Origin of the sequence: Caulobacter segnis (genome assembly GCF_003243465.1) — a bacterium.
Taxonomy (GTDB): Bacteria; Pseudomonadota; Alphaproteobacteria; order Caulobacterales; family Caulobacteraceae; genus Caulobacter; species Caulobacter segnis_A.
Window position 1 is genome coordinate 22372 of sequence record NZ_QFQZ01000024.1, and the last position, 23189, is coordinate 45560.

Below are 23189 nucleotides of genomic sequence, written 5' to 3' on the forward strand. Positions count from 1 at the left end.
GGTTCCCCGCTGGGGAATTCGCCGCATGACCGAGCAGACGACGGACGCCAAGGCTGGACCAGAGAAGAAGAGCCTGCTGCAGACTCTCGCCTTCTTCGGCGAGCGGCGCAGCCTGGTCATGCTCGGCCTGGGCTTTGCGTCCGGGCTTCCGTTCATGCTGATCTTCGACACCCTGTCGCTGTGGCTGCGCGACGCGGGCCTGTCGCTGGCGGTGATCGGCTTCTTCAGCCTGGCCACGCTGTCCTTCTCATTTAAGTTTCTCTGGGCGCCGCTTATCGACCGGGCCAAGGTCCCTGTCCTTCACCGCCTGCTGGGCCACCGGCGCGCGTGGATGCTGGTTTTCCAAAGCGCAATGGTCCTGGGCCTCTGGGCCATATCGACCATGAACCCCGCCCACCAGTTGGGCGTCCTGGCCGCCACCGCGGTAGTCGTCGGCTTCGCCACCGCCTCGCATGACATCGTGATCGACGCTTGGCGCATCGAGGTCGCCGACAAGGAAGAGCAGGGACCCATGGTGGTCGCCTACCAATGGGGCTATCGCGTCGCCATGATCGCGGCCGGCGCTGCTCCGCTCCTCCTGGCCGAGCGTTATGGCTGGAATCTCTCCTACGCCGCGATGGGCGTGATCGTCGGGATTGGGATCCTGGCGACCCTGTGGGCCCCGCGCGAGGCTGAGCACAGCATCCGTCCGATCCCCACCGACGACGTCGATCAGCCGCGGATCTTGGAAGTGCTCGAATGGCTGGCTCGCCTCGCCGTCCTGCTTCTGGGCGCTCTGGCGCTGGGCTCCGGCCTCGCAGGCGACGCCTCCCTGCTGTCGAAGCTGATCGGCGGCGAAGCGCTGGCGACGGCCTGGACGGCCAAGCCGAACGGCGTCTGGCTACAGTTGCTCGGTGTGCTGGCTGGCTTGGCTATCGTCGTGATCGCCGCCTGGCCCATACCCAAGGTGCGCACCAAGCCCGGCGTCTACATGTCGAAGGCCTTCGGCGAGCCGCTGGGCGAGTTCCTGACCCGCTTCCAGGGCGTGGCCGGCCTAATCCTGGCGGCGATCTGCGTTTATCGTGTCTCGGACTTCGTGCTGAACATCATGAACCCGTTCTACCGGGACATGGGCTTCTCGCTGACCGAGATCGCCGAGATCCGCAAAGTGTTCGGCATCATCGCGTCGATGATCGGGGTGTTCCTTGGCGGCGTGGTCGTCGCGCGCCTGGGCTTGATGAAGGCGTTGATCATCGGAGCGTTCGCACAGCCGATCAGCAACCTGATGTTCGCCCTGTTGGCCATGAGTGGTCACAATATACCGATGCTGTTTACGGCCATCTGCCTTGACAACATCGCCGGCGGGGTCGCCGGCACGGCCCTGATCGCCTACATGTCGAGCCTGACCTCGGCGGGCTTCACCGCCACCCAGTACGCCCTGTTCTCTTCGCTCTACGCCTTGCCCGGCAAGCTGGTCGCTTCGCAGTCCGGCCGCATCGTCGAAGCCTCGGCCCAGGCGGCCGAGCATGGCGGACCGATCGGCGTGCTCAAGGGACTGTTCACGCGCCTGCCGCCGGAAAGCTTCACCGCCGCCGGCGCCAAGCTCGGTGTCGGCGGCCCGGCCATGGCAGCCGGCTACACGGCCTTCTTCATCTACACGGCGCTGATCGGCGTGGTGGGCATCGTGCTGTCGTTCATGGTCGCGGCTCGCCAGAAGCCTGAGGAGACGCCTGCGTCGACTTAGACCGCTAGGCACACCACCTGGGCGACCCGAAGATCGCGCCGCAGGCCGTCGGCCACGCGGCCGTAGTTGTCGGTGGTGATCGGCTCGCTCGACGCGAACTCCGACGGCGAAGGATGGCGGCGCGGTCCCAGCAAGGTCTTCAACGTCTCCGGCGCCGTCGTGTAGATGCGGCCACGACGCGGCGCCTCCGCCACCGTCACGCCGATCACGCGCCCGGCCGCATCCAGCGCCGGCGCTCCGGACAGACCCGACAGCGTCCCCTTCAGGCTATCGGTGCGGCCTACCTCGGCCCAGACCAGAACCGGCTCGGTGCGGGCCCCGCGGCCATGGACCACCAGGTTCTCGCGCCCAAGCAGCCGAGACGCCGCCTCGCCCGGATGTCCTTGCGGGAAACCCGGATGATAGGCGCGCGCGCCGCGGCGCAGCGGTTGGTCGATGCCCAGAGGCACGGCCGGCGCGCCCCCCTCGGTGGTCAGGAGCGCCGCATCGGCGCGCGGGTCGACATGGACCTTGGCAGCCACGCCCCGCCCGTCTGCGACGACGATCGCCGCCTGCTTGCAGCCGTCGACCACGTGGCGCGCGGTCAGCCAGGCGCCGTCATCGCCGATGGAGAAGGCCGTGCCCGATCCAGGCTCCGGCCGCTCGGGCACCTGCACCACGATCGAGGGGTCAAACGGGGAAGACGGCCCCAGGGGCAGCCCCTCCTCGCCCGGCACGGGTGGCGGCGGCGGCGGCGCATCGGAGCGCTCCTGGCGACCGACGGCGACGACCAGCAAGGCGCTGACCACCACCGCATAGACCAGCCAGTCAGGGAGCTTGGGGAAATGCACCGGGACGCCCCGCGTCCGCTCAGCCCGCCACGGCGGCGGCTAGGATCAGCGCCGTGGCCAGCTTGGCGCCGACCAGCAGGGCCGCCGCGGAGATCTCGCCATCCTGGATGCGCTCCGGAAGTCCCTTCAGCACCATGTCGGTGCAGCGAAAGACCAGCAACTGCACGGCGGTGGTCGCCGCGCCCCAGATGACGATCTCGACCACCGACGTCGCGGCGCTCAGCGACACGGCGAGCGGAATGGCCAGCCCCACCATCACCCCGCCGAGCGACAGGGCGGCCGCCGAGTTGCCCTCGCGGATCAGGGTGATTTCCTTATGCGGCGTCATCAGCGCGTAGAGCGCCGTCCCCAGGATCAGCATGAGCAGGGTCACGCCCGCGTGCAGCAGGGTGATCGGAAAGCCGGTGGCGAACGCCTGAACCTCAGGCGACTGGAGCTGTGACGGCATCGACGCGAACTACCCCCGAAAGGTGCGGCTCACTGACTAACACGGCGAACCGAGCCTTGCGTAGAGGGCGCGTGGACGGAACGATAACTTGCAGAAGCTCTTCGTCCAGGCGGGCGGAGCCTTTTAAGCCGCCTCGTCGTCGTCCTCGCTGAGCACGCCAGCCATGGCCGCCAGGGAGAGCTTGCGCAGCGCCGAGGCGCGGACCTTCTCGCTCTCGCTCTTCAGCTGGCCGCAGGCGGCCAGGATATCGCGGCCGCGAGGCGTGCGGATCGGCGAGGAATAGCCGGCCTTGTTGAGGATCGCGGCGAACGCCTCGATCGTCGCCCAGTCCGAGCACTGATAATCGCTGCCCGGCCACGGATTGAACGGGATCAGGTTGATCTTGGCGGGGATGCCCTTGATCAGCTTCACCAAGGCGCGTGCCTCGTCGGGACTGTCGTTGACGCCCTTCAGCATCACGTACTCGAAGGTCACGCGGCGGGCGTTCGACAGGCCGGGATAGGCGCGGATACCGGCCATCAGCTCGGCGATCGGGTACTTCTTGTTCAGCGGCACCAGCACGTCGCGCAGGGCGTCGTTGGTGGCGTGGAGGCTAATCGCCAGCATGGCCTGGGTGGTCTCGCCAAGCTTGCCCAGCATCGGCACGACGCCAGAGGTCGAGACCGTGATCCGCCGACGTGAGATACCGATGCCCTCGTTGTCGCTGATGATCTCGATCGCGTCGGCGACCTGGCCTAGATTGTAGAGCGGCTCGCCCATGCCCATGAACACGATGTTCGAGAGCACGCGGTCTTCCTTGTCCGAAGGCCATTCGCCCAAGTCGTCCTTGGCCACCTGGACCTGGGCGACGATCTCGGCGGTCGTCAGATTGCGAACCAGCGGCTGGGTGCCGGTGTGGCAGAAGCTGCAGTTCAGGGTGCAGCCCACTTGGCTCGACACGCACAAGGCGCCGGCGCGACCGACGCCAGGAATGTAGACGCTTTCGACCTCGATGCCAGGCGCCATGCGGATCAGCCACTTGCGGGTGCCGTCCTGGCTGACCTGACGCTCGACGATCTCGGGACGAGCGATCGTGAAGGCCTCGGCCAGCCGCGCGCGCGTTTCCTTGGCCACGTCGCTCATCGCCGCGAAATCGGTGACACCGCGATGATGCATCCAGCGGAAGATTTGCGTCGCGCGCATCTTGGCCTTGCCGTGCTCGACCACGCCGCTCTCGACCAAGGCGGCGACCAGCTGCGGGCGCGTGAGACCCGACAGGTTGACCAGCGGCTTGGTGACGGGGGTTACGGGCGCAGCGTCGGATGAGACGCGCGACAGGTCGAGGGTGACGCTCAAGGGGGTGTCCGGATCTTCGGGGTCGAGGCGGACATATAGCAGGTCCAGGCCGGTTTTCCAAAAGGCCGCGACGTCGCGGGCGCTCAGACCTTCCGGAAGCGGCTTCCCTGGTTGGCCATCAAGGCCAGGGCCCAGTCGTCGGGCAGGACCTTGGCCACGGCGGCGATCGCCTTATTGGGCGAGCCCGGCACGCAGATCGGGCGATTGGCCTCGGCCGCCTCGTAACCGGCGGCCGCGACCTCGTCGGCGCCCAGCCACATCCAGTTCGGCACGCCCTGGCTGACCTGGGCGCGCGTGCCGTTGACGTCGTGGAACTCGGAATAGGTGAAGCCCGGGCACAGCGCGCTGACATGCACGCCGGTCGACAGGTTCTCCAGGTGCAGGCTCTGGGAGAACTTCACCAGAAAGCCCTTGGTGGCGGCGTACAGCGTATGGCCGGCGGCGCCAGGCACCAGGCCTGCCAGCGAGGCGACGTTGGTGATCCGCCCGAACCGGCGTTCGACCATGCCCGGCAGCACCTTGTGGGTCATCTCGCAGACCGAGGTCAGCATGACCTGCAGGAAGGTCGCCTGATCGGCCCAGCTCGTCGTCGCATAGGTCCCGGGCAAGCCATAACCAGCGTTGTTGACCAGGGCGTCGACCACCCGGCCCTGCTCGGCGACGGCGGCCAACACCGTATCGACGCCGGTGGGGTCGGAAAGATCGGCGGCCACGACATAGGCCTCGCCGCCGGAGCGCAGCTTGATCTCCGCGGCCAGGGCCTCAAGACGCTCGGCGCGGCGGGCGGTCAGCACCACGTCATAGCCATGGCTGGCGTAGATGCGGGCGGAGGCGGCGCCGATGCCGGCGGAAGCGCCGGTAATCAGGGCGAGACGGCGAGCCATGCGGTCGATCCGGTCAGAGCAAAACTTCGCCGGACAGCAGCACGGCCGATGATTTGGTTCAAGCCGCGCCGCCGCGCGCCACGAACCAGCCGTTGCGGAAGCCCTGATCAGCCTTGCCATAGGTGAACGGCGAGCCGTCCGGCTGGGTGAAGGTCCCGCCGGCGGCGACCAGCACGGCGTGGGCGGCGGCGGTGTCCCATTCGGACGTTGGACCATGGCGCGGATAGATGTCGGCCGCGCCCTCGGCGATGCGACACATCTTGATCGAGGAATCCATGGCGGTGCGCAGGTCGAAGCCATACTCGGCGGCCAGTTCCGCGGCCTTCTCCTCGCGCATGGTGTGGCTGATCAGGCCGAGGGCCCGACCGGCCGGCCAAGGGCGCACACGTGCTGGGGCCTCGGCCGCATCGGGGCTCGTGCGTTTCATCGTCCCCGCGGCGGTCGTGTACCAGACTTCGCCCGTGGCGGGCGCACAGACGGCGCCGGCCACCGGCAGGCCGTTCTCGATCAGGCCGATGTTTACGGTGAAGTTCGGATCGCCGCGCACGAAGGCCTTGGTGCCGTCGACTGGATCCACCAGGAAGAAGCGCGAACCGACGGCGTCGGGCGTGCCGAACTCGCTGGCGTGCTCCTCGGAAATCACCGCGACGCCGGGAAACGCCTCAGCCAGGCGCTGCAGGATCAGGTGCTCGCCCGCGCGATCGGCCTCGGTAACCGGGCTCTCGTCCGCCTTCTGAGCGACGGCCAGCTCCGTCCGCCAGAACGGCAGGATGATCGTGGCGGCCTCCTCGGTGATCCGCGCCAAGGCGGGGCCCCAGTCGGCCAATTGCTGAATCGTGGCGGTGTCGCTCATGCCTGTCCCCGGGGATCGTCGCCGACGAACTCCAGCCGGATGCGGCGGCCATCGATCATCTGCTTTCCCGCCTCTTCGAAGTTGACGGTAACCCTGTGGCCGATCACGGACTGAACCTGTCCCAAACCCCAATCGGGCTTGTCGGGATGGCGCACCAGGACGCCCGGCTCTAGAAACGGATCCATGGCCGCTTCCTGTAGAGGCAAGGCCCAGTTTCCCAAAGCCTCAAATCACGGCAGAGTCCGCCGCCATGACCGATACCGTCCCCGAGACCCCGGCGTCCGCGCCTCCGCAGATCGACGTGCAAGGCCCCGATTTCGCCGCCATGCTGGCCGCCCGCCTGTGTCATGACTTCATCAGCCCGGCCAGCGCGATCGTCTCGGGCCTGGACCTGCTTGAAGATCCTGCGGCTCAGGACATGCGCGACGACGCGATGAACCTGATCGCCTCCTCGGCTCGCAAGCTGGCGGATTTGCTGCAGTTCACGCGCGTGGCCTTTGGGGCCTCCGCCTCGGCGGAGAACTTCGACAGCCGAGAACTGGAGAAGCTGGCGCAGGGCGTGTTCGCCCATGTGCGACCCACCCTGAACTGGGCGATCGAACCCCAGGCCATGAACAAGCCCTCGGCCCGCGCGGTGCTCAACATCGCCCAGATCGCCGCCAGCGCCCTGCCAGCGGGCGGCGTAGCGACGATCAAGGGCGTGAACGCCGACGGCCGCTTCTCGATCATCGCCGAGGCGATCGGCGCCCGCGCGCGTCTCCGGCCGGAAGTGCTGGCGGGGCTGAAGGGAGAGCCGCTCGCCGAGGGCCTTGGCGGCCCCTGGGTGCAGGCGGCCTATCTGAACGCCCTGGTTCGGGCCGCCGGCGGTCAAATCGCCGTCGAGGTGGGCGAGGAACGCGCGTCCGTGGCCGCCTGGGTGCCGGCCTAGCACCTTCGAGCGCGGCAAACCGCTCCTTAACCAGAGGTCTGCATTGTGGGCGTCTGGATTGGAGCAAGCCGTGAAGACCTGCCTGGTGGTCGACGACAGCCGGGTGATCCGCAAGGTCGCCCGCCGAGTCCTTGAGGACATCGGCTTCGACATCGCCGAGGCTTCCGACGGCATGGAAGCTCTGGCCTGGTGTCGCGCGGCTATGCCCGACGCGGTGCTGCTCGACTGGAACATGCCCGTGATGAACGGGCTGGAGTTCCTTCGTCTCCTGCGACGGGAACGCGACGGCAAGACGCCCAAGGTCATCTTCTGCACGGTCGAGAACAGCGTCGACCGCATTCGCGAGGCGCTGGACGCCGGCGCCGACGAGTACATCATGAAGCCGTTCGACGGCGACATCATCCAGGCGAAGTTCGCCCAGGCGGGCCTTCTGTGACGCCCGAGCACATCGATCTTCTGGCGGCGCTCGGGCGCGCGCGGGCCGGCGTGCGCGTCGATGTCGAAAAGCCCTACCTGATCGAAAGCCGCCTGACCCCGCTCGTTCGCCGGGAAGGGTTCGAGAGCATCGAGGCCCTCATCGACGAGCTCCGCGCCAAGCGCGAAGAGCGACTGATCTGGGCGGTCGTGGAGTCGCTCTGTCGCACGGACACGACCTTCTTTCGCGGCCGCGAAGCCTTCGACGCGCTGCGAGACAGCGTCCTGCCCGCGCTATCGCATCGCCGCGACACGCCGCTGCGGATCTGGAGCGCGGCCTGCGCCACTGGCCAGGAGGTCTATTCCCTGGCGATGACCGCCGCCGAGGCCACGGAGCTCGCCGCCGGTGCTCGGTTCGAATTGTTCGGCTCGGACCTCTCCGAACGTTGCCTGGAAAAAGCCCAGAGCGGGCTCTACACCCAGTTCGAAGTCCAGCGCGGCCTGCCCATCCGGATGCTGGTGAAGTACTTCGAGAGCCAGGATGACACCTGGACGATCTCGCCGCGCCTTCGCCAGATGGTTCGCTGGCGTCGGATCAACCTGCTTTCGGATCTGTCGGCGCTGGGCCTGTTCGACGTCATCCTCCTGCGGAACGTGCTGCGCAACATGGCCGCGCCGCTGCGCGGGAAGATCGTGCGAAGCCTGGCCGACCGGCTTTCGCCCGATGGCGTTCTGGTGCTGGATCCGGAAGACGATGTCTCCGGCCTGACCGACCGGCTCGTCGCCGCGCCGGGGAACGCAGGGATCTACCTCCGCGACCCATCGATCGCGCGCCTTGTGGCCGCCTAGACCTAGGCGCGCTTGAGGCGCGCCTGCAGTCGCGCCAACGCCGCCCCGCCCGCAAGGCCGCCCAGCGTCTCGCCCATCCGCGCCAGCGGTCCCGCCTGACTAGGCGGCAGCGCCGCAAACGCCGGCGCCAGCTTGCGGAACAGGATCGGGTGCGCGTCTGGACCGACGATCGCCTGGTGCAGTCCCATCGCCTCGACGACCGATCGAGCGGCCTTACGCCAAGCGATCGGCGGCGCCACGCCGTGCGGGGTCGGCGCACGGCAATCAGAAAAGTCGGGCTTGAGGCCGCATCCGCGTGCGATCGCCGACTCCACCTCGCGGGCGTAGGCCTGGTCGCGGGCCAACCGATCGACGTCGACGACAAGATCGGCGTGGGGCAACGCCTTCAGGTGCGACGCCAGCCAGACCGCGAGAAAAGCTTGGAACGAGAGGCTGGCGGGGCTGCGCTTGAACCTGCGCCGAACATTAGCCAAGCGCTCGGCCAGCGTTCCAGAACCAGGAGTCCCGACACCCAAGATCCGATCGGCGACATCGCCCCAGCCAGACATCTCGGACAACAGAAGGTAGTGGCAGAGCTCGAAATAGGTCGGTCGCGGACGCTTCCGCAGCGAGTAGAAGGAAAGCCATTGCTGGACGGGATCGCGAACCAGCACGACATGGAACCCGCCGAACCGCCGCTTAAGCCAGCCAGCGCGTCCCAGCGTCCGGCAACAGGCCAGAACCGGGGTTTCGCCTAGGCCCCGCGCCGTGTCTATCAGGCCCTCGACATAGGCTTGCTGGGCCAGATCGCTGGCTTCAGGCTCAATCCAGAAGCGGTCGAGGGCGAAGCTGGGGTCGAACCGGCCCACGCCGCCTCGGGGATCGAGGACAGGCTCGAACTCCTTGAGATAGGGCTCGTCGCCGCCCGGATGACGCAGGCCGCTGTTCTTAGGCGTCTCGGCGCGGAGGTCGTCGCAAGTCATCCGCGCGAGCTGCTCGTGCCAGGGCTCGTAATAGGCGCGAACGCCCGGCATGACACGAAAGCGATGCCAAATGTACGTGCTGGAGCATCGCCAGCCGCTATGAATAAACAGAACCTTGTTCAGCAAGCCGCCGCCCCTCCAGACGACGACGATCTGCTGCGTGTTTTTCAACATTATATCGCAGCGACCCTGTTATTTTTCGGCGCAGCAATATTCCCAACACGAAAAAGGCCCGCCGTCTCCGGCGGGCCTTCTATCGGGCTGACGTCGAACTTAGTTGTTCTTGACGTCCTTGGCCGTGTCGCTGACGGCGCGTCCGGCCGACGAGACGTCCTTGCCGGCGCCTTCCACCGTGTTGCAGGCCGCCACCGAAAGGCTGGCGGCGAGGGCGGCCAGGATCACCAGTTTACGCATGGTCTTCTCCGCTGTTCGCCTCCCAGAGCATCGTGGGAAGGCTGTTTTACAATCGCCCGGAAAGAACGTCAGCGGCGAAGCTGGGTTCCAGCCGAGTTTCCCGATTCAGGAGAGACCGCCCACGAGCGGGGTAGGGAAGACAAGACGCACCGTCAGGCCCCGCGGCGCCTGGCTCTCGAACGCGACCTTTCCCCTCAGCTGACGGGCGAAGGCCGTCATCAGCGTACGCCCCACCCCACCGCCCAGGCTGTCGGGGGCGCCGGGGCCGTCGTCGCTGATCGACAGCTCCGCTTCTTCGCCGCGCACGCTGAAGCTGACGCGGAGAGTTCCGCCGGCCGGCCCGAAGGCGTGCTTCTGCGCGTTGGTGATCGCCTCCACCGCGAAGAGGGCGATCGGCGCCAGGCGGTCGGGATCGATCACCAGAGGATCGGCGTGTACCTCCGTGCGGACGAGGCCCGACGCGGCCATGTCGTTGGCCAGCAGTTGGGCGGTCAGCTCCTCGAGGAACGGGCGCAGGTCGACGCGCTTCAGATCAGGCCCTTGGTAGAGGGCGCGGTAGATCTGGGCGAGCGCGGTGATCCGCTGGCGCGTGTCATTCATCGCCGCCTTGGCCGCCGGGTCCGCCAGGGCGCGCTGCTGCATGTTCAGGAGCGAGGTGATGATCTGAAGGTTGTTCTTCACCCGGTGATGGATCTCGCGCATCAGCGCGTCCTTCTCCGCCAAGCTATCCATCAGCGACGCGTCCCGGGCGACAATGGCCCCGGCCATCGCGTCGAGCGTGGCGGCCAGTTCGCGGATCTCGGGCGGCGCGCGTTCGGCCTGCAGGGGCCGGACCGTGAAGCGGCCGCGCGCATAGATCGCCGCGACGCGCTGGAGATAGACGATCCAGCGGATGACCCCACGCTCGGCCGCGAACCACACCGCGCCGAGGCCCAGGACGAAGGCCAGCAGCGGCAACATCAGGCGCGAAATGGGATTGATCGCCCACGAGAGCAGCCGCGGCGACGGCGCTGACAGGATCACAAAGACGCTGTCATCGACCAGGGGGGCGGCGGAATAGGTTCGATCACGACGCTGAGCGTCACGCGCGCTCCAGAGGGCCGCGCCGTGCTCGGCGGCGACCGCGCGCCAGCCACTGGGCGGGGCGCTGAAGGCGGCGGGATCGGTCGCGGCGAACACGCGGCCGCTGGAGTCGGCCAAGGCCACCTCGGCTCCGCCGGGGAGGAACCGGTTGGCGGTCTCCACCTTCAGGTCCGCCAAGGTCAGGACGGCGGCCATCGCGCCCTCGAACTCTCCAGGCGGACCAGCGCGAACCGCGGCCAGAACCGACGGCTCGTTGGCGTAGGCAGCGCCAGGTTCGGCCGCCACCACCAAGGCTTCGCCCTGGCGCAAGGACTGGAACCAGGTTCTCGCGCCGCGTTGCGGGTCATATGGCGTCGTCGCGGCCGCGCAGGCCACCCGACCGCGAGCGTCGAAGCGGATGAGATTCGCGTATCCGGGCAGGCGCGCCCGGACATCAGCTAGGCGCTGCGCGCATTCCAGACCGACAGACTGCGGTCCCAGGGTCTGCAGAAGCACGCCAGCCGCCTCTATCCGGGCCCGCGCGATGGCCGCGCTGCGCCCTGCCGCCAGTTCCAGACTCTGCCGGCGCGAGTCCGCCTCCGCCCGGAAGGCGAAGACGGACTGCATGACGCCGAGGATCAGGACAGGCAGCAGCGCAACGCTCAGGGCGATCGCGAGGCGGACCCGGATCGAGTTGACGGCCCGCGCGGCGCGGCCGGGCAAAGCGTTCACCGCAGAGAGCTCAAGCGCTCCGCGTCGGCCAGGATAGCGTGCATCGCGTCCCCAGCGGCCGCGCCGTCACGGTCATAGGCGCCCGCCTCCAAGATCGCTTGCAGCGCACGGCGCGCTCGGCTGACCCGGCTCTTCACCGTCCCGACCGCACAGCCGCAGATGTCGGCCGCTTCCTCGTAGGCGAAGCCGCCGGCGCCGACCAGGATCAGCGCTTCGCGTTGCTCGGCCGGCAGCATGGCCAGGCCCAGACGAAGTTCGTCCAGCGCGACCGGCGCTTCGGGATCGTCGACCGCCACGAGGGTCCGCTCGGCCGCCTCCTGGTCCAGCTGGCTCTGACGCCAGCTGCGACGCTTTTCAGAATAGAATTGGTTGCGCAGGATCATGAAGGTCCAGGCCTTCATGTTCGTGCCCAGCTGGAAGCTGGCGCGCGCGTCCCAGGCCTTCATCATGGCGTCCTGCGCCAGATCGTCGGCGGCCGTGGGATCACCCGTCAAGGTGCGGGCGAAAGCGCGCAGATGAGGGATGAGCGTAACCAGCTCGCGCTTGAACAGGGCGTCACGCGCGGGGTCGGGCGGCGAACGGCCCACTTTTTCTTCGGCCATGCTCATTGGCCTCCCGCCGGCGGTTCAGCCTTGCGCAGAATGTCGAGGAATTCGTCCGGCACGGGCTCGTTGACGACCTCGTCGAACATCTGGCGCAACTTCACGCCGATGGCCTGCTGGCGCAGTCGCGCCTCGTCAAGCGCCGCGGCGCTCTTGCGTTTGTCTTCCATGGGTACGTGTTCGATCATGTCCTCGACACCGAAGTGCATCGGCGTCCGCCCCCTTTGGCCGAATGTCTTTCCGCCGGATGACAACGTGCTTTTCCGTGCCGGGTTCCATAAGCTTGGGCATAAGATGTCAAAAATAGTCGATTGAAGGAACCGCTCAGTTGAGGAGGCGTTATGGGCCTTCGACGGAACAGCGCAGCTTTGCCGTACGTTCCTGCTTTTTCGAGACACCGCATCGGGAGGGGTCATGAGTCTTCTTGCTCGGCTGGCGCCGCATCTGCCTTACATCCGCCGTTACGCCCGCGCCCTGACCGGCGACCAGAATACGGGTGACCATTACGTTCGCGTGGCCCTGGAAGCCCTTGCCGCCGGCGAGCGTTCGCTCGACGCCGATCTTTCGCCGCGCGTGGCGCTCTACCGCGTTTTCCATGCGATCTGGCTGAGCTCCGGCGCCCAGTTGGAGGCCCGCCGCGACGAGAGCGCCTCGCCGCCCGACGATGCCGCCCAACGCCTGATGCGAATCGCTCCGCGCTCTCGCCAGGCGTTCCTGCTGACCGCTCTGGAAGGCTTCACGCCGACCGAAGCCGCTCAGATCCTCGACTGCGACTTCGGCGAGATCGAACGACTGATCGCCGACGCTCAAGCCGAAATCGATGCGGAACTGGCGACCGAAGTCCTGATCATCGAGGATGAACCGGTGATCGCCGCGGACATCGAGGCGCTGGTGCGCGAACTGGGTCACGACGTGACCGACATCGCCGCCACGCGCGGCGAGGCGGTCGACGCCGTCGCCCGCCGCACGCCCGGTCTGGTGCTGGCCGATATCCAACTGGCGGACGGCTCTTCGGGTATCGACGCCGTCAAGGACATCCTTGGGCGCCTGGACGTGCCGGTGATCTTCATCACCGCGTTCCCCGAGCGCCTCCTGACGGGTGAGCGGCCGGAACCGACCTTCCTGATCACCAAGCCCTTCCAACCGGAGACGGTGAAGGCGGCGATCGGGCAGGCCCTATTCTTCCACCCGCGCCGCACCCGCAAAGCGGCGTAGGCCGGGACATATCCTTGGCGAGTCAAAAGAACGGCCTCCCGTCTGGGAGGCCGTTTTTTGCGCCCGCGTCTTGGATGCGTGGACTTGGCCGGCCTTCCGCCCAGGTAAGGACCGGCTCTAGGGAGCCTGCCGCGCCGGCTGCTGCGTCGTCGTCCCTGATTGCGCCTCGGCGGGGGTCGTGGCGCCGGTATTGGCGTCCACAGCGGCGAGGTCGCGGGCCCGGAAGGTCCAGGCTCCGAACAGGGCCAGGGCCGCCAGTACGGTCGAAACGATCAGGATCCAAAAGATGTGGCGTCCGACGCCGCCCTGCTTGGCGCGAGTCGCATTGACCCGCGGGCCGGAGGATCGAGCGTCGGAGTGGTGGTGAATGTCGGCGGGCATGATCTGCCTCCTGATGGTCCCGGCGCTACCAGGACGCTGCAATGGGTGCGCTTGCCGGGGCGGCGGCGCGGTGAGTAAAAGTCATCAAGGTCGCGGCGGAGAACGCGGTGGTCGCTATCACGACAACCGCCATCAGGGCGCTACGCCAACGACGTGGCCGCCCAGGTTCGCCAAGCTTTAACAGCGCGGCGGGTTCAGCGGGATAGCTCGGGACCACGGTGCAATTCCCCTTGTTCGCAAGCGCCTCGCGGGCGGTCCTCTAGGCAACGCCCCGGTCCCGCCGCTGTTCCCTGGCCGATGGAGCCGAGCCCTCCGCAAAAAAAGTACACGCCTCACGGGAACCTCCTTGGCGCGACCTCGTTCTCTTCTGCGTGAAGGCGGCGACGCCCCCCCGACTTGAGGCTAGCGAAAGCCAGCCTGCCGCCTTCACACCCCCCTTTGTTGATGCGAACTCAGGCGGACCGGCGCTCCGGCCCGCCCTTCTTCGTGAGTCAGCGCGAGGGCGCGATGTCGAAGATGATGTCGGCGCGGCGACGGAGCGGCGCGGCCGCGCCAGAAGGCGCTTCCGCTCCCGCGTCGCCCACCGCCGCTAGGTCGAAAGCCGCCTTACCGAATCCCTGCGCCGCAAGTGCGCTTGATACGGCCTGCGCGCGCCGCCTCGAAAGCGCGAGATTGGCCTCCGGGGCGCCCACCGCGTCGGCGAGTCCCACAACGTGCACGGCGCGAATGACGCAACCTCTGGCCTGGGCGCGGGCGTTTACAAGCATGCGCTGAGCCTCTGGCGTGAGCGCGGCGCTGTCCCGGTCAAAATAGATCGACGAGGTGAAGCCCGCGCAGGGCGGGCCAGCCGCGGCCACAGGCTTCTTCAGGGTGCGCCAAGGCCCGGACGTCTGGCTGCAGGCTGATAGCGCCAGTGTCGTCACGGCCAAGGCGATGGCTTTCGTCGTCTTCATGGTCCCTCTCCCGATCGCCAACATGAAGAAGGCGATCGGCTTGGCCGATCGCCTTCGATAATTCCGCGGTCACCGCCTAGTAGCGGGGGCTGCCATCCTCCCAGTAGTACCGGCCGCTGCGGGAGTCGTAGTAATAGTATCGGCCCGCGCGCTCGTCGTAATATTGGCGGCGGTTGACGGCGTTGGCACCGCAGCCGCCGTCTTCGCGGCAGCCCTTCACGGCGCCGACGGTCCCGCCGAGCGCCGCGCCGACGGCCGCGCCCGTGCTCGCGCTGCCGCCGCCCACGTTGTTGCCGATCACCGCACCCGCGAGCGCGCCGAGCGCCGCGCCGCCAGCGGCGTTGCGCTCCACATTGCCGGTCGAGGTGCACGCGGCGGCGAGCACACCCACGCCCATCAGGGCGATCATGGTCGTCTTCATCTTGGCTCTCCGTTCGAGCTTGTCCCCTGCCCTGCAAACGGTCACCGTTCCGGAGGGTTCCGCCGGCAAGCGGAACCATGCGACGCCGCGAACCGTTGGGTCCGCAGTTCGGCAGAAGGGGGCGCCCTTGCGGCGGATCGATATCGTCGTCAACACGGCCTCGGGCTCCGTAGGCCCTCAGGCCCCGGCTATCGCCGAGCGCCTGATGGCCAAGTATGGCGTCAGCGGGCGCGTGCACGCTCCCGAAACGAGCGAGCTCGAAGCCTGCCTCAAGTCCGTCATCGACGCCGGGCCAGACGCGGTTCTTGTCGTGGCGGGAGACGGCACGGCGCGCGCTGCGGCCGAGCTGGCTGGCCCCGAGGGACCCATGATCGCCCCGCTGCCTGGAGGCACCATGAACATGCTGCCGCACGCCTTGTATGGCGAACGCTCCTGGGAGGAGGCGATGACCGCCTGCCTCGAAAGCGGTGAGGCCCGGATGATCTCCGGCGGCGAGGTCGGAGGGCGGCTGTTCTTCGTCGCGGCCATTCTCGGCAGTCCGGCTCTTTGGGCCACAGCCCGCGAGGCGGCGCGGGAAGGTCGCCTCGATCTCGCCGTGGCGCGCGCGCGGCGGGCGTTCCAACGCGCCTTCTCCGGCAGGCTGCGGTTTGTGCTCGACGGGCGACCTAAGCAGAGAGCGGAGGCCTTGACCCTGATGTGCCCGCTCGTATCCACGGCCTTGGCCGCCGAAGAGCGAGCGTTGGAAGCGGCGGCGCTGGACCCGTCGAGCGCCCTGGATGTCTTCCGCCTCGGTTTCAACGCCGCGAGGGGACAGTGGCGGGACGACCCGTCCGTATCCGTGGGACGCTGCCGGACCGGCCGCGTCTGGGCCGGCGGCCGCATTCCGGCGATCCTCGACGGAGAGCCGGCTCGATTTGACCCTAAGGTGTCGATCCGTTTTCGGCCAAAGGCGTTTCGGGCCCTGGTTCCTCCCGCATGAAGCTGGCGCAGGTTTCGGACATCCACTTTGGCGGCGAGAATCGTGACGCTGTCGAGGCTGCGGCGCGACGCATTGCCGAAGAGGCGCCCGACCTGCTGGTCGTGGCGGGTGATTTGACGCTTGATGGCAAGACGGCGGAGTTCGACGCCGCGGCGGGCTGGCTCCGGACACTTGACGTCCCCAAGCTGGTCGCGCCCGGTAATCACGACACGCCGTTCGTCGGGCCAGGCGAGCTGTCGGTGCGCTTTACGCGCCCCTGGGGCCGGTTCGCCGAACGCTTCGGGCGCGAGGACGGCGCGGACTGGCGCAGCGACGGGATCACGGTCACCTCGCTCAATACCGCTCGCGCCGCCCAGCTACGTTGGAACTGGTCCAAAGGCGCGGTCTCGCGAGGGCAGATCCGCCGCGTGTGCGAGGCCCTGCACGCCGCGCCGGCGAACGATTTCAAGGTGGTGGTCTGCCATCACCCACTGATGGAAGTGCTGGGCGGGCCGATGACCGCCCGCGTCCGCGGCGGCGTTGACGCCGCCAATCGCTTCGTCCAGGCGGGGGCCGACATGATCCTGTCCGGCCATATCCACCTGCCCTTCGTCACGCCGATCCCCTTCGGCGACGGCAAGACCCAGCTGGTCGGTTCAGGCACGCTGTCCCTGCGCGAGCGTGGGGCCGCGCCGGGATTCAACCTGATCGATGTGGAGGCTGACTGCGTCCGCGTAACCGCCCTCGGCTATGAGCACGGGCGGTACGAGGTCTGGCGAACCTGGGCGTTTGACCGGCGCTAAGGCGTCAACGCCATGCGCCGATCAGGCCGCGACTGAATCGCCGACTACGGCGCGCGTCGACCTCGGAAGAGGTGACTGACAAGCGACACGAGAAACAGGATCAGGAAGACATAGAACAGGATCTTGGCGATCCCGATCGCGGCGCCCGCGACGCTGGTGAAGCCCAGCAGGGCGGCGATCAAGGCGATCACCAGGAAGGTCACGGCCCAGTTCAGCATTGGCCTCTCCGGATAGGCCCGGCGATGCGCCGGGGCGATGTTCGTCAGCGAGGCTCACGGCCTCGCTTTCGACAACGCACCCGGCGCCCGTCATGTTCCGGAGTCGACGCTATTCCGGGGCGGGATAGGCCCAGCCTTGGGCGCCGGACTTGGCGGCGGCGTATTGGCTGTCCGCCAGGGTCCAATTGACCAGATTGTCGAACACCGCTTCGAGGAAGCCCTTCCGCAGGTTCTGATAGTCCAAGTAGTAGGCGTGCTCCCAGACGTCGGCGACGACGAGGGCCGTCAGGTCTTGGGTGACCGGGCTCTCGGCGTCGTGGGTCGAGATGACCTTCAGCGCGCCCGAAGCGTCCGAGACCAGCCACACCCAGCCCGAACCGAAGTGACCGATGCCTTCGGCGACGAACTTTTCCTTCAGCTCGGCTAGGCCCCCGAAGGTGCTGTCGATGGCTGCGGCCAGCTCAGCGCCCGGCGCGGTCTTGGTGGGGCTGAGGCCGTCCCAGAAGAAGGCGTGATTCCAGGCCTGGGCGGCGTTGTTGAACACCTTGCCAGGACCGGCCGACTTGATCACCGCTTCCAGCGAACCCTTGTCGTCGCCGTTCAGCAGGCCGTTCAGCGCCGTGACATAGGCGGCATGGTGCTTGTCGTGATGGAAGCGGAGCGTGTTCGCGGAGATCGTCGGCTCCAGCGCGTCGTAGGCGTAGGGCAGGTCCGGCAGCTTGTACATGTTCACTCCATGGAAGGCGGCGCCACGCGATGGCGCGGAAAGGCGACGTGGCATCTAGAGACAGACGCGCGCGAGTGTAAGTCGTCGAACATCTGATCTGGGTCAAATTTTAGAGATAAGCTCTGCAACGCCTCTAACAGCGCGGGAGGCAGGACCGCGGCGACAGAGACGGCGACCACCCTTGGCCAAGCCCCCGTCCCGAGCTCCAGCGCTCGGGACGGGGGCTTGGCGTGTCGGAGCGGTCAAACCGCGAGCGTCTAACGCTGCGGCGGCTTGGGATCGAGAAACGCCTTGGCGAGCGAGGCTGTGAGGGTCGGGTTCTTCAGGGCGATGATCCCCGCGGCGAGCCCGATGCCGAGCGACATCAGCGGACGCTCCCGGACAATGTCCACGACCCTGCCCGTCAAGTCGAAGCCTGCTTGCGGGATGTCTTCATGGCTGGTTCGACGGCTTTCAGCCTTGCGTGCGGCGACCATGCCGGCAATCGCCACGATTAGCGCGGCGACGGCGGCGACAATGGCCGAAGCACCCGCGGCGCCCACGATCGGCAGCAGGATCGCGTAGACCGCGAAGGCGGCCGAAACGACGCTCACCGCTGCGGCCGCGGCGATCGCCGCGGCCGCAGCAAGGGTCATGAGGGTTTTCTCGAACATCACCGGTTATTGCTACGGCCGCCGGCGATCAGCAGGCCGATCAGGACGCCCACGCCGACGCCGGCGAGGGTGGCGGTGATCGGTCGCTCACGAACGCGCTCCGAGACGTAGCGCTGGGCTTCTTCGATCTGTTGGCCGGCCGTGTCGGTGTAGGCGCGGCTTTGGGCGCGCAGGGTCTCGAAACCCTCCGCGACGGACTTCTCGACCCGCTTGGCCGCCTCGGTCAGCGAGACGCGCGCGGCATGCGCGGCTTCCGTGAAGCTGCGTTCGGCGTGTTCCACGGCATCCATGCTGGAGGCCTTGGCCTTGTCGGCTTCCTTGGCGGCCGGGTTCAGGGAATTGGCGGGCATTGGCATCTCCTGTTCGCGACGCAACCGACCGAAACTCGGGAAGCGGCGTCCCGTCAACGTGGCATTCGTCGGTGCGGTTCCAAGATAGTCAAGGCGAAGAAGCTTCACCACAGCGGAATCCGCCTCGCGGAGCCCCGCCCGAAAGGCGCTCGCGCCGGACGCGAACCGAGTCTAAGGTCGAATCATGGACGACGCCCCAATCGTCAGCGACGACCGTCAGGAATCCTCGCGCCTGATAGCTTTGCGCGCGCTCGGAATCCTGGATGGCGAGGTCAACGAGCCGCGGCTGCTGCGAGTGGTTCGCCTGGCCGCCCGGCTTTTCGACACCCCCAAGGCTGCGGTCGCTCTGGTTGATCAGGACCGGATCTGGCGGAAGGCTTTTGTCGGCTACGGGTCGGCGGAGGCCCCGCGCGCCGGCAGTCTGGCCGAGCGGGTCGTGTCCTCCGGCCGAACCATCGATTTCGCCGCCCCCATTCGTGATGGCCAAGGTCATGTCTTAGGCGCCTTGCTCGTCGAGGGGCCGGGCGCGAGCGGTGCGGCGCACGCCGAAGATCTGCAGTCGCTCGAAGATCTCGCTGACCTGGCGTCCGAGATGCTGACGGCCAAGCCCTTCAGCGACCGATCGCTCGAGGGCGAGCGGCTGAACCTGGCCATCACCGCCGCCGCCTTTGGCGAGTTCGAGTGGGACATCCAGCGCGACGTCTTCAAGATTAGCCCGCGCCTCGCGAAGATCGCAGGACTGCCGCCGGGCGAAATGCCCGCTCAGAACGGCACGGCCCTCTATCCCTATATCCACCCCGACGAGCGCGAGGTCGCGCGGGCGACGATCGACAAGCAGCTGCAGGAGACCGGTCGCTACAGCGTGGAGCACCGTCGCGTTCCGGACGCCGATGGCCGGGCCGTCTGGTACCACTGCTCGGGTGTGATGCTGTTTGGCCCCCAGCACCAGCCAAACTACCTGATCGGCGTCGTTCAGGACATCAGCGAGCGCAAGGCCGAGGAGGAGCAGCGGGAAAACCTCGTCGCCGAACTGGACCACCGCATCAAGAACCTGCTCGCGGTCGTGCAATCCGTCGCCGCCCAGTCGGCGCGGAAGTCGGCCTCGCTGGACGTCTTCCTGAAGACCTTCGCGGCGCGCCTGAAGTCGATGAGTTCTGCGCACGATCTTCTGACCGCCGCCCGCTGGCGCGGCGCGACCCTGGCGCGCATCGCCGCGGCGGAGCTAGGCGGGCTAGCGCCGACTCAAACGCGTTGGGACGGCCCCGAGCTTTTCCTCACGCCCAAGGCCGCCGCCGCGCTGTCCCTGGCGCTGCACGAGCTGGCCGTGAACGCTGTGCGCTATGGCTCCCTGTCGACCGAGAACGGCAAGGTCGAGGTGGTCTGGCGACGCTCGCCCGACGGGGGCTTCGCGCTGGAGTGGCTCGAGACCGGCGGACCGCCCGCCGTCGCGCCGGTCACCAAGGGCTTCGGCGCCACCTTGATCGAGGACGTGGCCGGGCGTGAGTTGGGCGGTTCGGCCAAGATCGACTATCGCTCCAGCGGCGTCACCGCGATGATCGTCGGGTCGGCGGAGGCCTTGGCGGACGCGCCGCCGGTGGAGCCTGTCAGCGCCGCGCCAGAAAGAATCGTCGAGACCGTGGTCGCCGCCGACGAGACGGTTCGTCCGGGCGCCATCGCCGGCCTGAAGGTGCTGATCGTCGAGGACTCGTTGCTGCTGGCGCTGGAGCTTGAGGCGGGCCTGGAGGACGCCGGCGTCGAGGTCGTGGGCTGCGCCGCCGAGCTTGGCGAGGCGCTGTCGATGGTCGAGAAGGATTTCGACGTCGCCGTGCTGGACGCCGACCTGAACGGCCAGTCCGTCGCGCCCGTGGCCGAGATCCTGCGCAGCATGGGCCGGCCGTTCGTGTTCGCCACCGGCTATGCCGACAAGGCCGCGCCCATGGGCTTCGACGCGCCGATCGTGCGCAAGCCCTACAACGTCCACCAAATCGCCCGCGCGGTCGCCGGCGTCACCGGCCGGGGCTGACCCTGTGCTGATCCGTCCGGCCGCGCCGCGAGACCTGGAGGATTGGACCGCCCTTCGGGCCGAGCTCTGGCCTGAGGACACGGCCGACGACCACCGCACGGAGGTGGCCGAAGCGCTGGCCTCGGAGAAGGACATCGTCGCCTATGTCGCCGAAGCGACGGACGGACGCCTCGCCGGCTTTGTCGAAGCGGCCTTGCGCCACGACTATGTGAATGGCTGTGAGACCTCGCCGGTCGGGTTCGTAGAAGGGCTCTATGTCCGCCCGGAGTTTCGCGGCGCCCAGGTCGGACGCGCCCTTTGCGAGGCGGTCGTCGATTGGGCCCGGCGGCGCGGCTGCAGCGAGCTGGCGTCGGACGCCCTGTCGGACAACCTCGAGAGCCATGCCTTCCATCAGGCCGTCGGCTTCGAGGAGACCGAGCGGGTGGTCTATTTCCGCAAGGCTCTTTAGATCACGCTCCTCGCCCGAAGGTCGGCCAAGGCGTCCGCGCTCAGCCCCGCCAAGTCGCTCAGCACCCCGTCGGTATGCTCGCCGAGCATCGGCCCCGGCCAACGGACGCCGCCAGGCGTCTCCGTCAGGCGCGGAAAGGCGTTCTGCATCTTCAAGGCGCCGAACACGGGGTGGGGCACCGTGACGATCGACTCGCGCGCCTGGAACTGCGGATCCTTCAGCATGTCGGGCGCGCGGTAGATACGGCCGGTCGCCAGGCCCGCCGCCTCCAGCTTCGGCAGCAGGTCATCGATGTCCTGGTCGGCGGTCCAGGCGGCGATGCGGGCGTCGAGCTCCCCCTGGTGCGCGCCGCGCGCGGCGTGATCGCGATAGCGCAGATCGTCGGCCAGGTCAGGCCGCTCCATCAGGTCGCATAGCCGCTTGAAGAGCGTGTCCTGGTTGGCGCCGATCAGCACCAGTTCGCCCGACTTAGTTGGATAGACGTTCGAGGGCGCGATGCCCGGCAACACCGCGCCCGAACGCTCGCGGACATAGCCGGTGAGGTCGTACTCGGTGATCAGGTTCTCCATGACCGTCAAGACGCTCTCGTAGATCGCCGCGTCGACCACCTGCCCCTTGCCGGTCCGCTGACGGGCGTGCAGGGCCATCATCACGCCCAGCGCCGCGTTGAGGCCCGATAGGCTGTCGCCGATCGAGATGCCGGCGCGGGCCGGCGGGCGGTCGGGCTCGCCGGTGATGTGGCGCAGGCCGCCCATCGCCTCGCCGACCAGCGCATAGCCTGCGCGCTTCGCATAGGGGCCGGTCTGGCCAAAGCCGGACACCCGGGCCATCACCAGGCCTGGATTGGTCCGGGCCAGGACGTCGTAGCTCATGCCCCACTTTTCCAGCGTGCCGGGCCGGAAGTTCTCGACCACCACATCGGCCTTGGCGATCAAGGTCCGCGCGATGTCGCGGCCCTCTCCGGTGCGAAGGTCGATCGTCACCGATTTCTTGTTGCGACCGATCACCGGCCACCAGGGCGAGAGACCCTTGGGCTTGGAGCGCCCCCACTGACGCATCGGGTCCCCGACCTTGGGGTCCTCGAGCTTGATCACCTCGGCGCCGAAGTCTCCCAGGACCTGGCCGCAGAACGGGCCAGCGATCAGCGATCCCATCTCGATCACCCGCAATCCGGACAGCGGACCTTCAGCCATCGGCATGTTTCCCAGCTTCACGGGAACCGTTCACGGCCCCGTGATGTTCTTTGTGACGCGACGGCGAACCGCGGCGCCGGAGTTTTATCCCTCTCTACAAAAAAGAACCCAGGGAAAGACAGAGCCATGACCCGTCACCTGATGATTGTCGGCGCCGCCGTAGCGGCGCTGAGCCTTGCCGCTTGCGGCCAGAAGTCCGACGAAACCAAGGGCGCCGCGACGCCGGCCGAGCAGGCCGCCACGCCGGACGCCAACCCCGCCGCCACCGTCCCGACCCCGTCGGACGAGACCAAGGCCGACGTCTTCGTCGCCAAGGCCGCCGCCAGCGACATGTTCGAGGTCGAGGCCGCCAAGATCGCCGCCAAGCGCTCGACCAATCCGTCGGTCAAGACGTTCGCCGCCAATATGCAAAAGGCGCACATGAAGACGACCGAGGAGCTTAAGGCCGCCATCGCCGCCTCGGGCGCCGCGATCACCACCCCGGCCATGCTGCCGGAAGATCTGCAGGAGGACCTGGACGACCTGAACAAGGCCGACGCCAAGGACTTCGACAAGAAGTACGCCGACAGCCAGGTCGACGCCCACCAGGCGGCGCTGAACCTGCTGCAGCGCTACGCCCAGGACGGCGACACTGCTGCTCTAAAGTCCTTCGCCGCCGCCACGGCCCCGAAGGTCCAGGAGCACCTGAACATGGCCGAGGGCCTGAAGAAGGGCTTCGACACCGGCGAGGACGTCGCCAAGGACAACGCCAAGCGCTAAGCCCGCCTCGTCCGGACAGAGCCCGCCGTCATCGCGACGGCGGGCTTTTTC

General features: G+C 67.8%; 29 protein-coding genes. 10 read left to right on the forward strand and 19 right to left on the reverse strand.

The features are described from left to right. Positions 1 to 25: 25 nt before the first annotated feature. Positions 26 to 1723 (forward strand): MFS transporter, encoded by a 1698-nt coding sequence (locus tag DI526_RS09715; RefSeq protein WP_304277049.1) that lies wholly within the window; start codon positions 26 to 28, stop codon positions 1721 to 1723. Here DI526_RS09715 and DI526_RS09720 read toward each other — a convergent pair. The 6 genes from DI526_RS09720 to DI526_RS09745 form a co-directional block, all read right to left on the reverse strand. Then, positions 1720 to 2553, reverse strand: coding sequence for a serine protease (locus DI526_RS09720; RefSeq protein ID WP_304277052.1), 834 nt, complete (start codon positions 2551 to 2553; stop codon positions 1720 to 1722). The genes DI526_RS09715 and DI526_RS09720 overlap by 4 nt on opposite strands. Positions 2554 to 2572: 19 nt before the next feature. Beyond that, the gene (locus tag DI526_RS09725) at positions 2573 to 3001 is read right to left on the reverse strand and encodes a DUF350 domain-containing protein (protein WP_304277055.1); all 429 of its coding nucleotides are present in this window, start codon (positions 2999 to 3001) and stop codon (positions 2573 to 2575) included. A gap of 123 nt (positions 3002 to 3124) precedes the next feature. Beyond that, complete coding sequence (rlmN, locus tag DI526_RS09730; RefSeq protein WP_304277056.1) at positions 3125 to 4336, reverse strand: 23S rRNA (adenine(2503)-C(2))-methyltransferase RlmN; 1212 nt, start codon at positions 4334 to 4336, stop codon at positions 3125 to 3127. Between the two features lie 83 nt (positions 4337 to 4419). Then, complete coding sequence (locus DI526_RS09735) at positions 4420 to 5220, reverse strand: SDR family oxidoreductase (protein ID WP_304277059.1); 801 nt, start codon at positions 5218 to 5220, stop codon at positions 4420 to 4422. 58 nt (positions 5221 to 5278) lie between these two features. Continuing rightward, on the reverse strand, positions 5279 to 6073 hold the full coding sequence (cysQ, locus tag DI526_RS09740) for a 3'(2'),5'-bisphosphate nucleotidase CysQ (RefSeq protein WP_304277064.1): 795 nt from the start codon (positions 6071 to 6073) through the stop codon (positions 5279 to 5281). Further along, on the reverse strand, positions 6070 to 6258 hold the full coding sequence (locus DI526_RS09745) for a DUF3553 domain-containing protein (RefSeq protein ID WP_304277066.1): 189 nt from the start codon (positions 6256 to 6258) through the stop codon (positions 6070 to 6072). The genes cysQ and DI526_RS09745 overlap by 4 nt, the downstream gene beginning before the upstream one ends. Positions 6259 to 6323: 65 nt before the next feature. Between DI526_RS09745 and chpT the strand changes: the two genes are divergently transcribed. Genes chpT through DI526_RS09760 form a run of 3 tightly spaced genes read left to right on the forward strand, consistent with a single transcriptional unit; the run spans position 6324 to position 8264 of the window. Next, the gene (gene chpT, locus DI526_RS09750; protein ID WP_304277069.1) at positions 6324 to 7001 is read left to right on the forward strand and encodes a histidine phosphotransferase ChpT; all 678 of its coding nucleotides are present in this window, start codon (positions 6324 to 6326) and stop codon (positions 6999 to 7001) included. A 58-nt stretch (positions 7002 to 7059) separates the two neighbouring features. Further along, positions 7060 to 7437, forward strand: coding sequence for a PleD family two-component system response regulator (locus DI526_RS09755; RefSeq protein ID WP_304277070.1), 378 nt, complete (start codon positions 7060 to 7062; stop codon positions 7435 to 7437). Further along, positions 7434 to 8264 carry a protein-glutamate O-methyltransferase CheR gene (locus DI526_RS09760; protein ID WP_304277073.1) on the forward strand — a complete coding sequence of 277 codons (831 nt, stop codon included), beginning with the start codon at positions 7434 to 7436 and terminating at the stop codon, positions 8262 to 8264. Before DI526_RS09755 ends, DI526_RS09760 begins: the two co-directional genes overlap by 4 nt. A gap of 2 nt (positions 8265 to 8266) precedes the next feature. On the opposite strand, the gene DI526_RS09765 is transcribed toward DI526_RS09760, so the two are convergent. The 5 genes from DI526_RS09765 to DI526_RS09785 form a co-directional block, all read right to left on the reverse strand. Further along, entirely contained in the window at positions 8267 to 9277 is a 1011-nt protein-coding gene (locus tag DI526_RS09765; RefSeq protein WP_304277076.1) for a hypothetical protein, read from the reverse strand. Between the two features lie 222 nt (positions 9278 to 9499). Further along, positions 9500 to 9640: an entericidin A/B family lipoprotein gene (locus DI526_RS09770; RefSeq protein WP_099537138.1), complete on the reverse strand. Its 141-nt coding sequence runs from the start codon at positions 9638 to 9640 to the stop codon at positions 9500 to 9502. Positions 9641 to 9745: 105 nt separating this feature from the next. Then, positions 9746 to 11374, reverse strand: coding sequence for a sensor histidine kinase (locus tag DI526_RS09775; RefSeq protein ID WP_304277127.1), 1629 nt, complete (start codon positions 11372 to 11374; stop codon positions 9746 to 9748). Between the two features lie 56 nt (positions 11375 to 11430). Next, positions 11431 to 12036: a sigma-70 family RNA polymerase sigma factor gene (locus DI526_RS09780; protein WP_304277080.1), complete on the reverse strand. Its 606-nt coding sequence runs from the start codon at positions 12034 to 12036 to the stop codon at positions 11431 to 11433. Between the two features lie 2 nt (positions 12037 to 12038). After that, positions 12039 to 12224 (reverse strand): NepR family anti-sigma factor, encoded by a 186-nt coding sequence (locus DI526_RS09785; RefSeq protein ID WP_297512500.1) that lies wholly within the window; start codon positions 12222 to 12224, stop codon positions 12039 to 12041. A gap of 226 nt (positions 12225 to 12450) precedes the next feature. Between DI526_RS09785 and DI526_RS09790 the strand changes: the two genes are divergently transcribed. Further along, complete coding sequence (locus tag DI526_RS09790) at positions 12451 to 13251, forward strand: response regulator (protein ID WP_304277083.1); 801 nt, start codon at positions 12451 to 12453, stop codon at positions 13249 to 13251. Positions 13252 to 13368: 117 nt separating this feature from the next. On the opposite strand, the gene DI526_RS09795 is transcribed toward DI526_RS09790, so the two are convergent. From DI526_RS09795 to DI526_RS09805, 3 genes are all read right to left on the reverse strand, one after another. Continuing rightward, on the reverse strand, positions 13369 to 13632 hold the full coding sequence (locus DI526_RS09795) for a hypothetical protein (protein WP_304277085.1): 264 nt from the start codon (positions 13630 to 13632) through the stop codon (positions 13369 to 13371). A gap of 491 nt (positions 13633 to 14123) precedes the next feature. Next, positions 14124 to 14585 carry an OmpA family protein gene (locus DI526_RS09800; protein ID WP_304277087.1) on the reverse strand — a complete coding sequence of 154 codons (462 nt, stop codon included), beginning with the start codon at positions 14583 to 14585 and terminating at the stop codon, positions 14124 to 14126. A 76-nt stretch (positions 14586 to 14661) separates the two neighbouring features. Further along, positions 14662 to 15006, reverse strand: coding sequence for a glycine zipper domain-containing protein (locus DI526_RS09805; RefSeq protein ID WP_304277088.1), 345 nt, complete (start codon positions 15004 to 15006; stop codon positions 14662 to 14664). A 127-nt stretch (positions 15007 to 15133) separates the two neighbouring features. Here DI526_RS09805 and DI526_RS09810 point away from each other — a divergent pair, with 127 nt between their 5' ends. Both DI526_RS09810 and DI526_RS09815 read left to right on the forward strand, forming a co-directional pair. Then, the gene (locus tag DI526_RS09810) at positions 15134 to 15985 is read left to right on the forward strand and encodes a diacylglycerol kinase family protein (RefSeq protein ID WP_304277090.1); all 852 of its coding nucleotides are present in this window, start codon (positions 15134 to 15136) and stop codon (positions 15983 to 15985) included. Beyond that, complete coding sequence (locus DI526_RS09815; RefSeq protein ID WP_304277091.1) at positions 15982 to 16767, forward strand: metallophosphoesterase; 786 nt, start codon at positions 15982 to 15984, stop codon at positions 16765 to 16767. Before DI526_RS09810 ends, DI526_RS09815 begins: the two co-directional genes overlap by 4 nt. Before the next feature lie 44 nt (positions 16768 to 16811). Here DI526_RS09815 and DI526_RS09820 read toward each other — a convergent pair whose 3' ends face one another. The 4 genes from DI526_RS09820 to DI526_RS09835 form a co-directional block, all read right to left on the reverse strand. Beyond that, positions 16812 to 16985, reverse strand: a complete 174-nt coding sequence (locus DI526_RS09820) for a DUF1328 domain-containing protein (protein ID WP_304277093.1) — start codon at positions 16983 to 16985, stop codon at positions 16812 to 16814. A gap of 109 nt (positions 16986 to 17094) precedes the next feature. Next, positions 17095 to 17712 carry a superoxide dismutase gene (locus DI526_RS09825; RefSeq protein WP_304277095.1) on the reverse strand — a complete coding sequence of 206 codons (618 nt, stop codon included), beginning with the start codon at positions 17710 to 17712 and terminating at the stop codon, positions 17095 to 17097. Positions 17713 to 17969: 257 nt separating this feature from the next. Continuing rightward, on the reverse strand, positions 17970 to 18368 hold the full coding sequence (locus DI526_RS09830) for a hypothetical protein (RefSeq protein ID WP_304277097.1): 399 nt from the start codon (positions 18366 to 18368) through the stop codon (positions 17970 to 17972). Continuing rightward, the gene (locus DI526_RS09835; RefSeq protein ID WP_304277099.1) at positions 18365 to 18715 is read right to left on the reverse strand and encodes a hypothetical protein; all 351 of its coding nucleotides are present in this window, start codon (positions 18713 to 18715) and stop codon (positions 18365 to 18367) included. Before DI526_RS09835 ends, DI526_RS09830 begins: the two co-directional genes overlap by 4 nt. A gap of 184 nt (positions 18716 to 18899) precedes the next feature. Between DI526_RS09835 and DI526_RS09840 the strand changes: the two genes are divergently transcribed. Together DI526_RS09840 and aac(6') are read left to right on the forward strand one after the other, a co-directional pair. Next, positions 18900 to 20738 carry an HWE histidine kinase domain-containing protein gene (locus DI526_RS09840; RefSeq protein ID WP_304277101.1) on the forward strand — a complete coding sequence of 613 codons (1839 nt, stop codon included), beginning with the start codon at positions 18900 to 18902 and terminating at the stop codon, positions 20736 to 20738. Positions 20739 to 20742: 4 nt separating this feature from the next. Beyond that, positions 20743 to 21186 (forward strand): aminoglycoside 6'-N-acetyltransferase, encoded by a 444-nt coding sequence (gene aac(6'), locus DI526_RS09845; RefSeq protein WP_304277103.1) that lies wholly within the window; start codon positions 20743 to 20745, stop codon positions 21184 to 21186. Here aac(6') and DI526_RS09850 read toward each other — a convergent pair. Beyond that, on the reverse strand, positions 21183 to 22379 hold the full coding sequence (locus DI526_RS09850; protein ID WP_304277104.1) for a CaiB/BaiF CoA-transferase family protein: 1197 nt from the start codon (positions 22377 to 22379) through the stop codon (positions 21183 to 21185). The two genes, aac(6') and DI526_RS09850, sit on opposite strands and share 4 nt — an antisense overlap. A 126-nt stretch (positions 22380 to 22505) precedes the next feature. Here DI526_RS09850 and DI526_RS09855 point away from each other — a divergent pair, with 126 nt between their 5' ends. Then, positions 22506 to 23138: a DUF4142 domain-containing protein gene (locus DI526_RS09855; protein ID WP_304277106.1), complete on the forward strand. Its 633-nt coding sequence runs from the start codon at positions 22506 to 22508 to the stop codon at positions 23136 to 23138. The last annotated feature ends 51 nt before the right edge of the window (positions 23139 to 23189 follow it).

Bases quoted from the DNA above. Each gene is read 5' to 3' on its own strand.
- DI526_RS09715 (WP_304277049.1), top strand. From the start codon at position 26: ATGACCGAGCAGACGACGGACGCCAAGGCTGGACCAGAGAAGAAGAGC.
- DI526_RS09725 (WP_304277055.1), bottom strand. From the start codon at position 3,001: ATGCCGTCACAGCTCCAGTCGCCTGAGGTTCAGGCGTTCGCCACCGGC.
- DI526_RS09735 (WP_304277059.1), bottom strand. From the start codon at position 5,220: ATGGCTCGCCGTCTCGCCCTGATTACCGGCGCTTCCGCCGGCATCGGC.
- cysQ (WP_304277064.1), bottom strand. From the start codon at position 6,073: ATGAGCGACACCGCCACGATTCAGCAATTGGCCGACTGGGGCCCCGCC.
- DI526_RS09745 (WP_304277066.1), bottom strand. From the start codon at position 6,258: ATGGATCCGTTTCTAGAGCCGGGCGTCCTGGTGCGCCATCCCGACAAG.
- chpT (WP_304277069.1), top strand. From the start codon at position 6,324: ATGACCGATACCGTCCCCGAGACCCCGGCGTCCGCGCCTCCGCAGATC.
- DI526_RS09765 (WP_304277076.1), bottom strand. From the start codon at position 9,277: ATGCCGGGCGTTCGCGCCTATTACGAGCCCTGGCACGAGCAGCTCGCG.
- DI526_RS09770 (WP_099537138.1), bottom strand. From the start codon at position 9,640: ATGCGTAAACTGGTGATCCTGGCCGCCCTCGCCGCCAGCCTTTCGGTG.
- DI526_RS09780 (WP_304277080.1), bottom strand. From the start codon at position 12,036: ATGGCCGAAGAAAAAGTGGGCCGTTCGCCGCCCGACCCCGCGCGTGAC.
- DI526_RS09785 (WP_297512500.1), bottom strand. From the start codon at position 12,224: ATGATCGAACACGTACCCATGGAAGACAAACGCAAGAGCGCCGCGGCG.
- DI526_RS09790 (WP_304277083.1), top strand. From the start codon at position 12,451: ATGAGTCTTCTTGCTCGGCTGGCGCCGCATCTGCCTTACATCCGCCGT.
- DI526_RS09795 (WP_304277085.1), bottom strand. From the start codon at position 13,632: ATGCCCGCCGACATTCACCACCACTCCGACGCTCGATCCTCCGGCCCG.
- DI526_RS09800 (WP_304277087.1), bottom strand. From the start codon at position 14,585: ATGAAGACGACGAAAGCCATCGCCTTGGCCGTGACGACACTGGCGCTA.
- DI526_RS09805 (WP_304277088.1), bottom strand. From the start codon at position 15,006: ATGAAGACGACCATGATCGCCCTGATGGGCGTGGGTGTGCTCGCCGCC.
- DI526_RS09815 (WP_304277091.1), top strand. From the start codon at position 15,982: ATGAAGCTGGCGCAGGTTTCGGACATCCACTTTGGCGGCGAGAATCGT.
- DI526_RS09820 (WP_304277093.1), bottom strand. From the start codon at position 16,985: ATGCTGAACTGGGCCGTGACCTTCCTGGTGATCGCCTTGATCGCCGCC.
- DI526_RS09825 (WP_304277095.1), bottom strand. From the start codon at position 17,712: ATGTACAAGCTGCCGGACCTGCCCTACGCCTACGACGCGCTGGAGCCG.
- DI526_RS09835 (WP_304277099.1), bottom strand. From the start codon at position 18,715: ATGCCCGCCAATTCCCTGAACCCGGCCGCCAAGGAAGCCGACAAGGCC.
- DI526_RS09840 (WP_304277101.1), top strand. From the start codon at position 18,900: ATGGACGACGCCCCAATCGTCAGCGACGACCGTCAGGAATCCTCGCGC.
- DI526_RS09850 (WP_304277104.1), bottom strand. From the start codon at position 22,379: ATGGCTGAAGGTCCGCTGTCCGGATTGCGGGTGATCGAGATGGGATCG.
- DI526_RS09855 (WP_304277106.1), top strand. From the start codon at position 22,506: ATGACCCGTCACCTGATGATTGTCGGCGCCGCCGTAGCGGCGCTGAGC.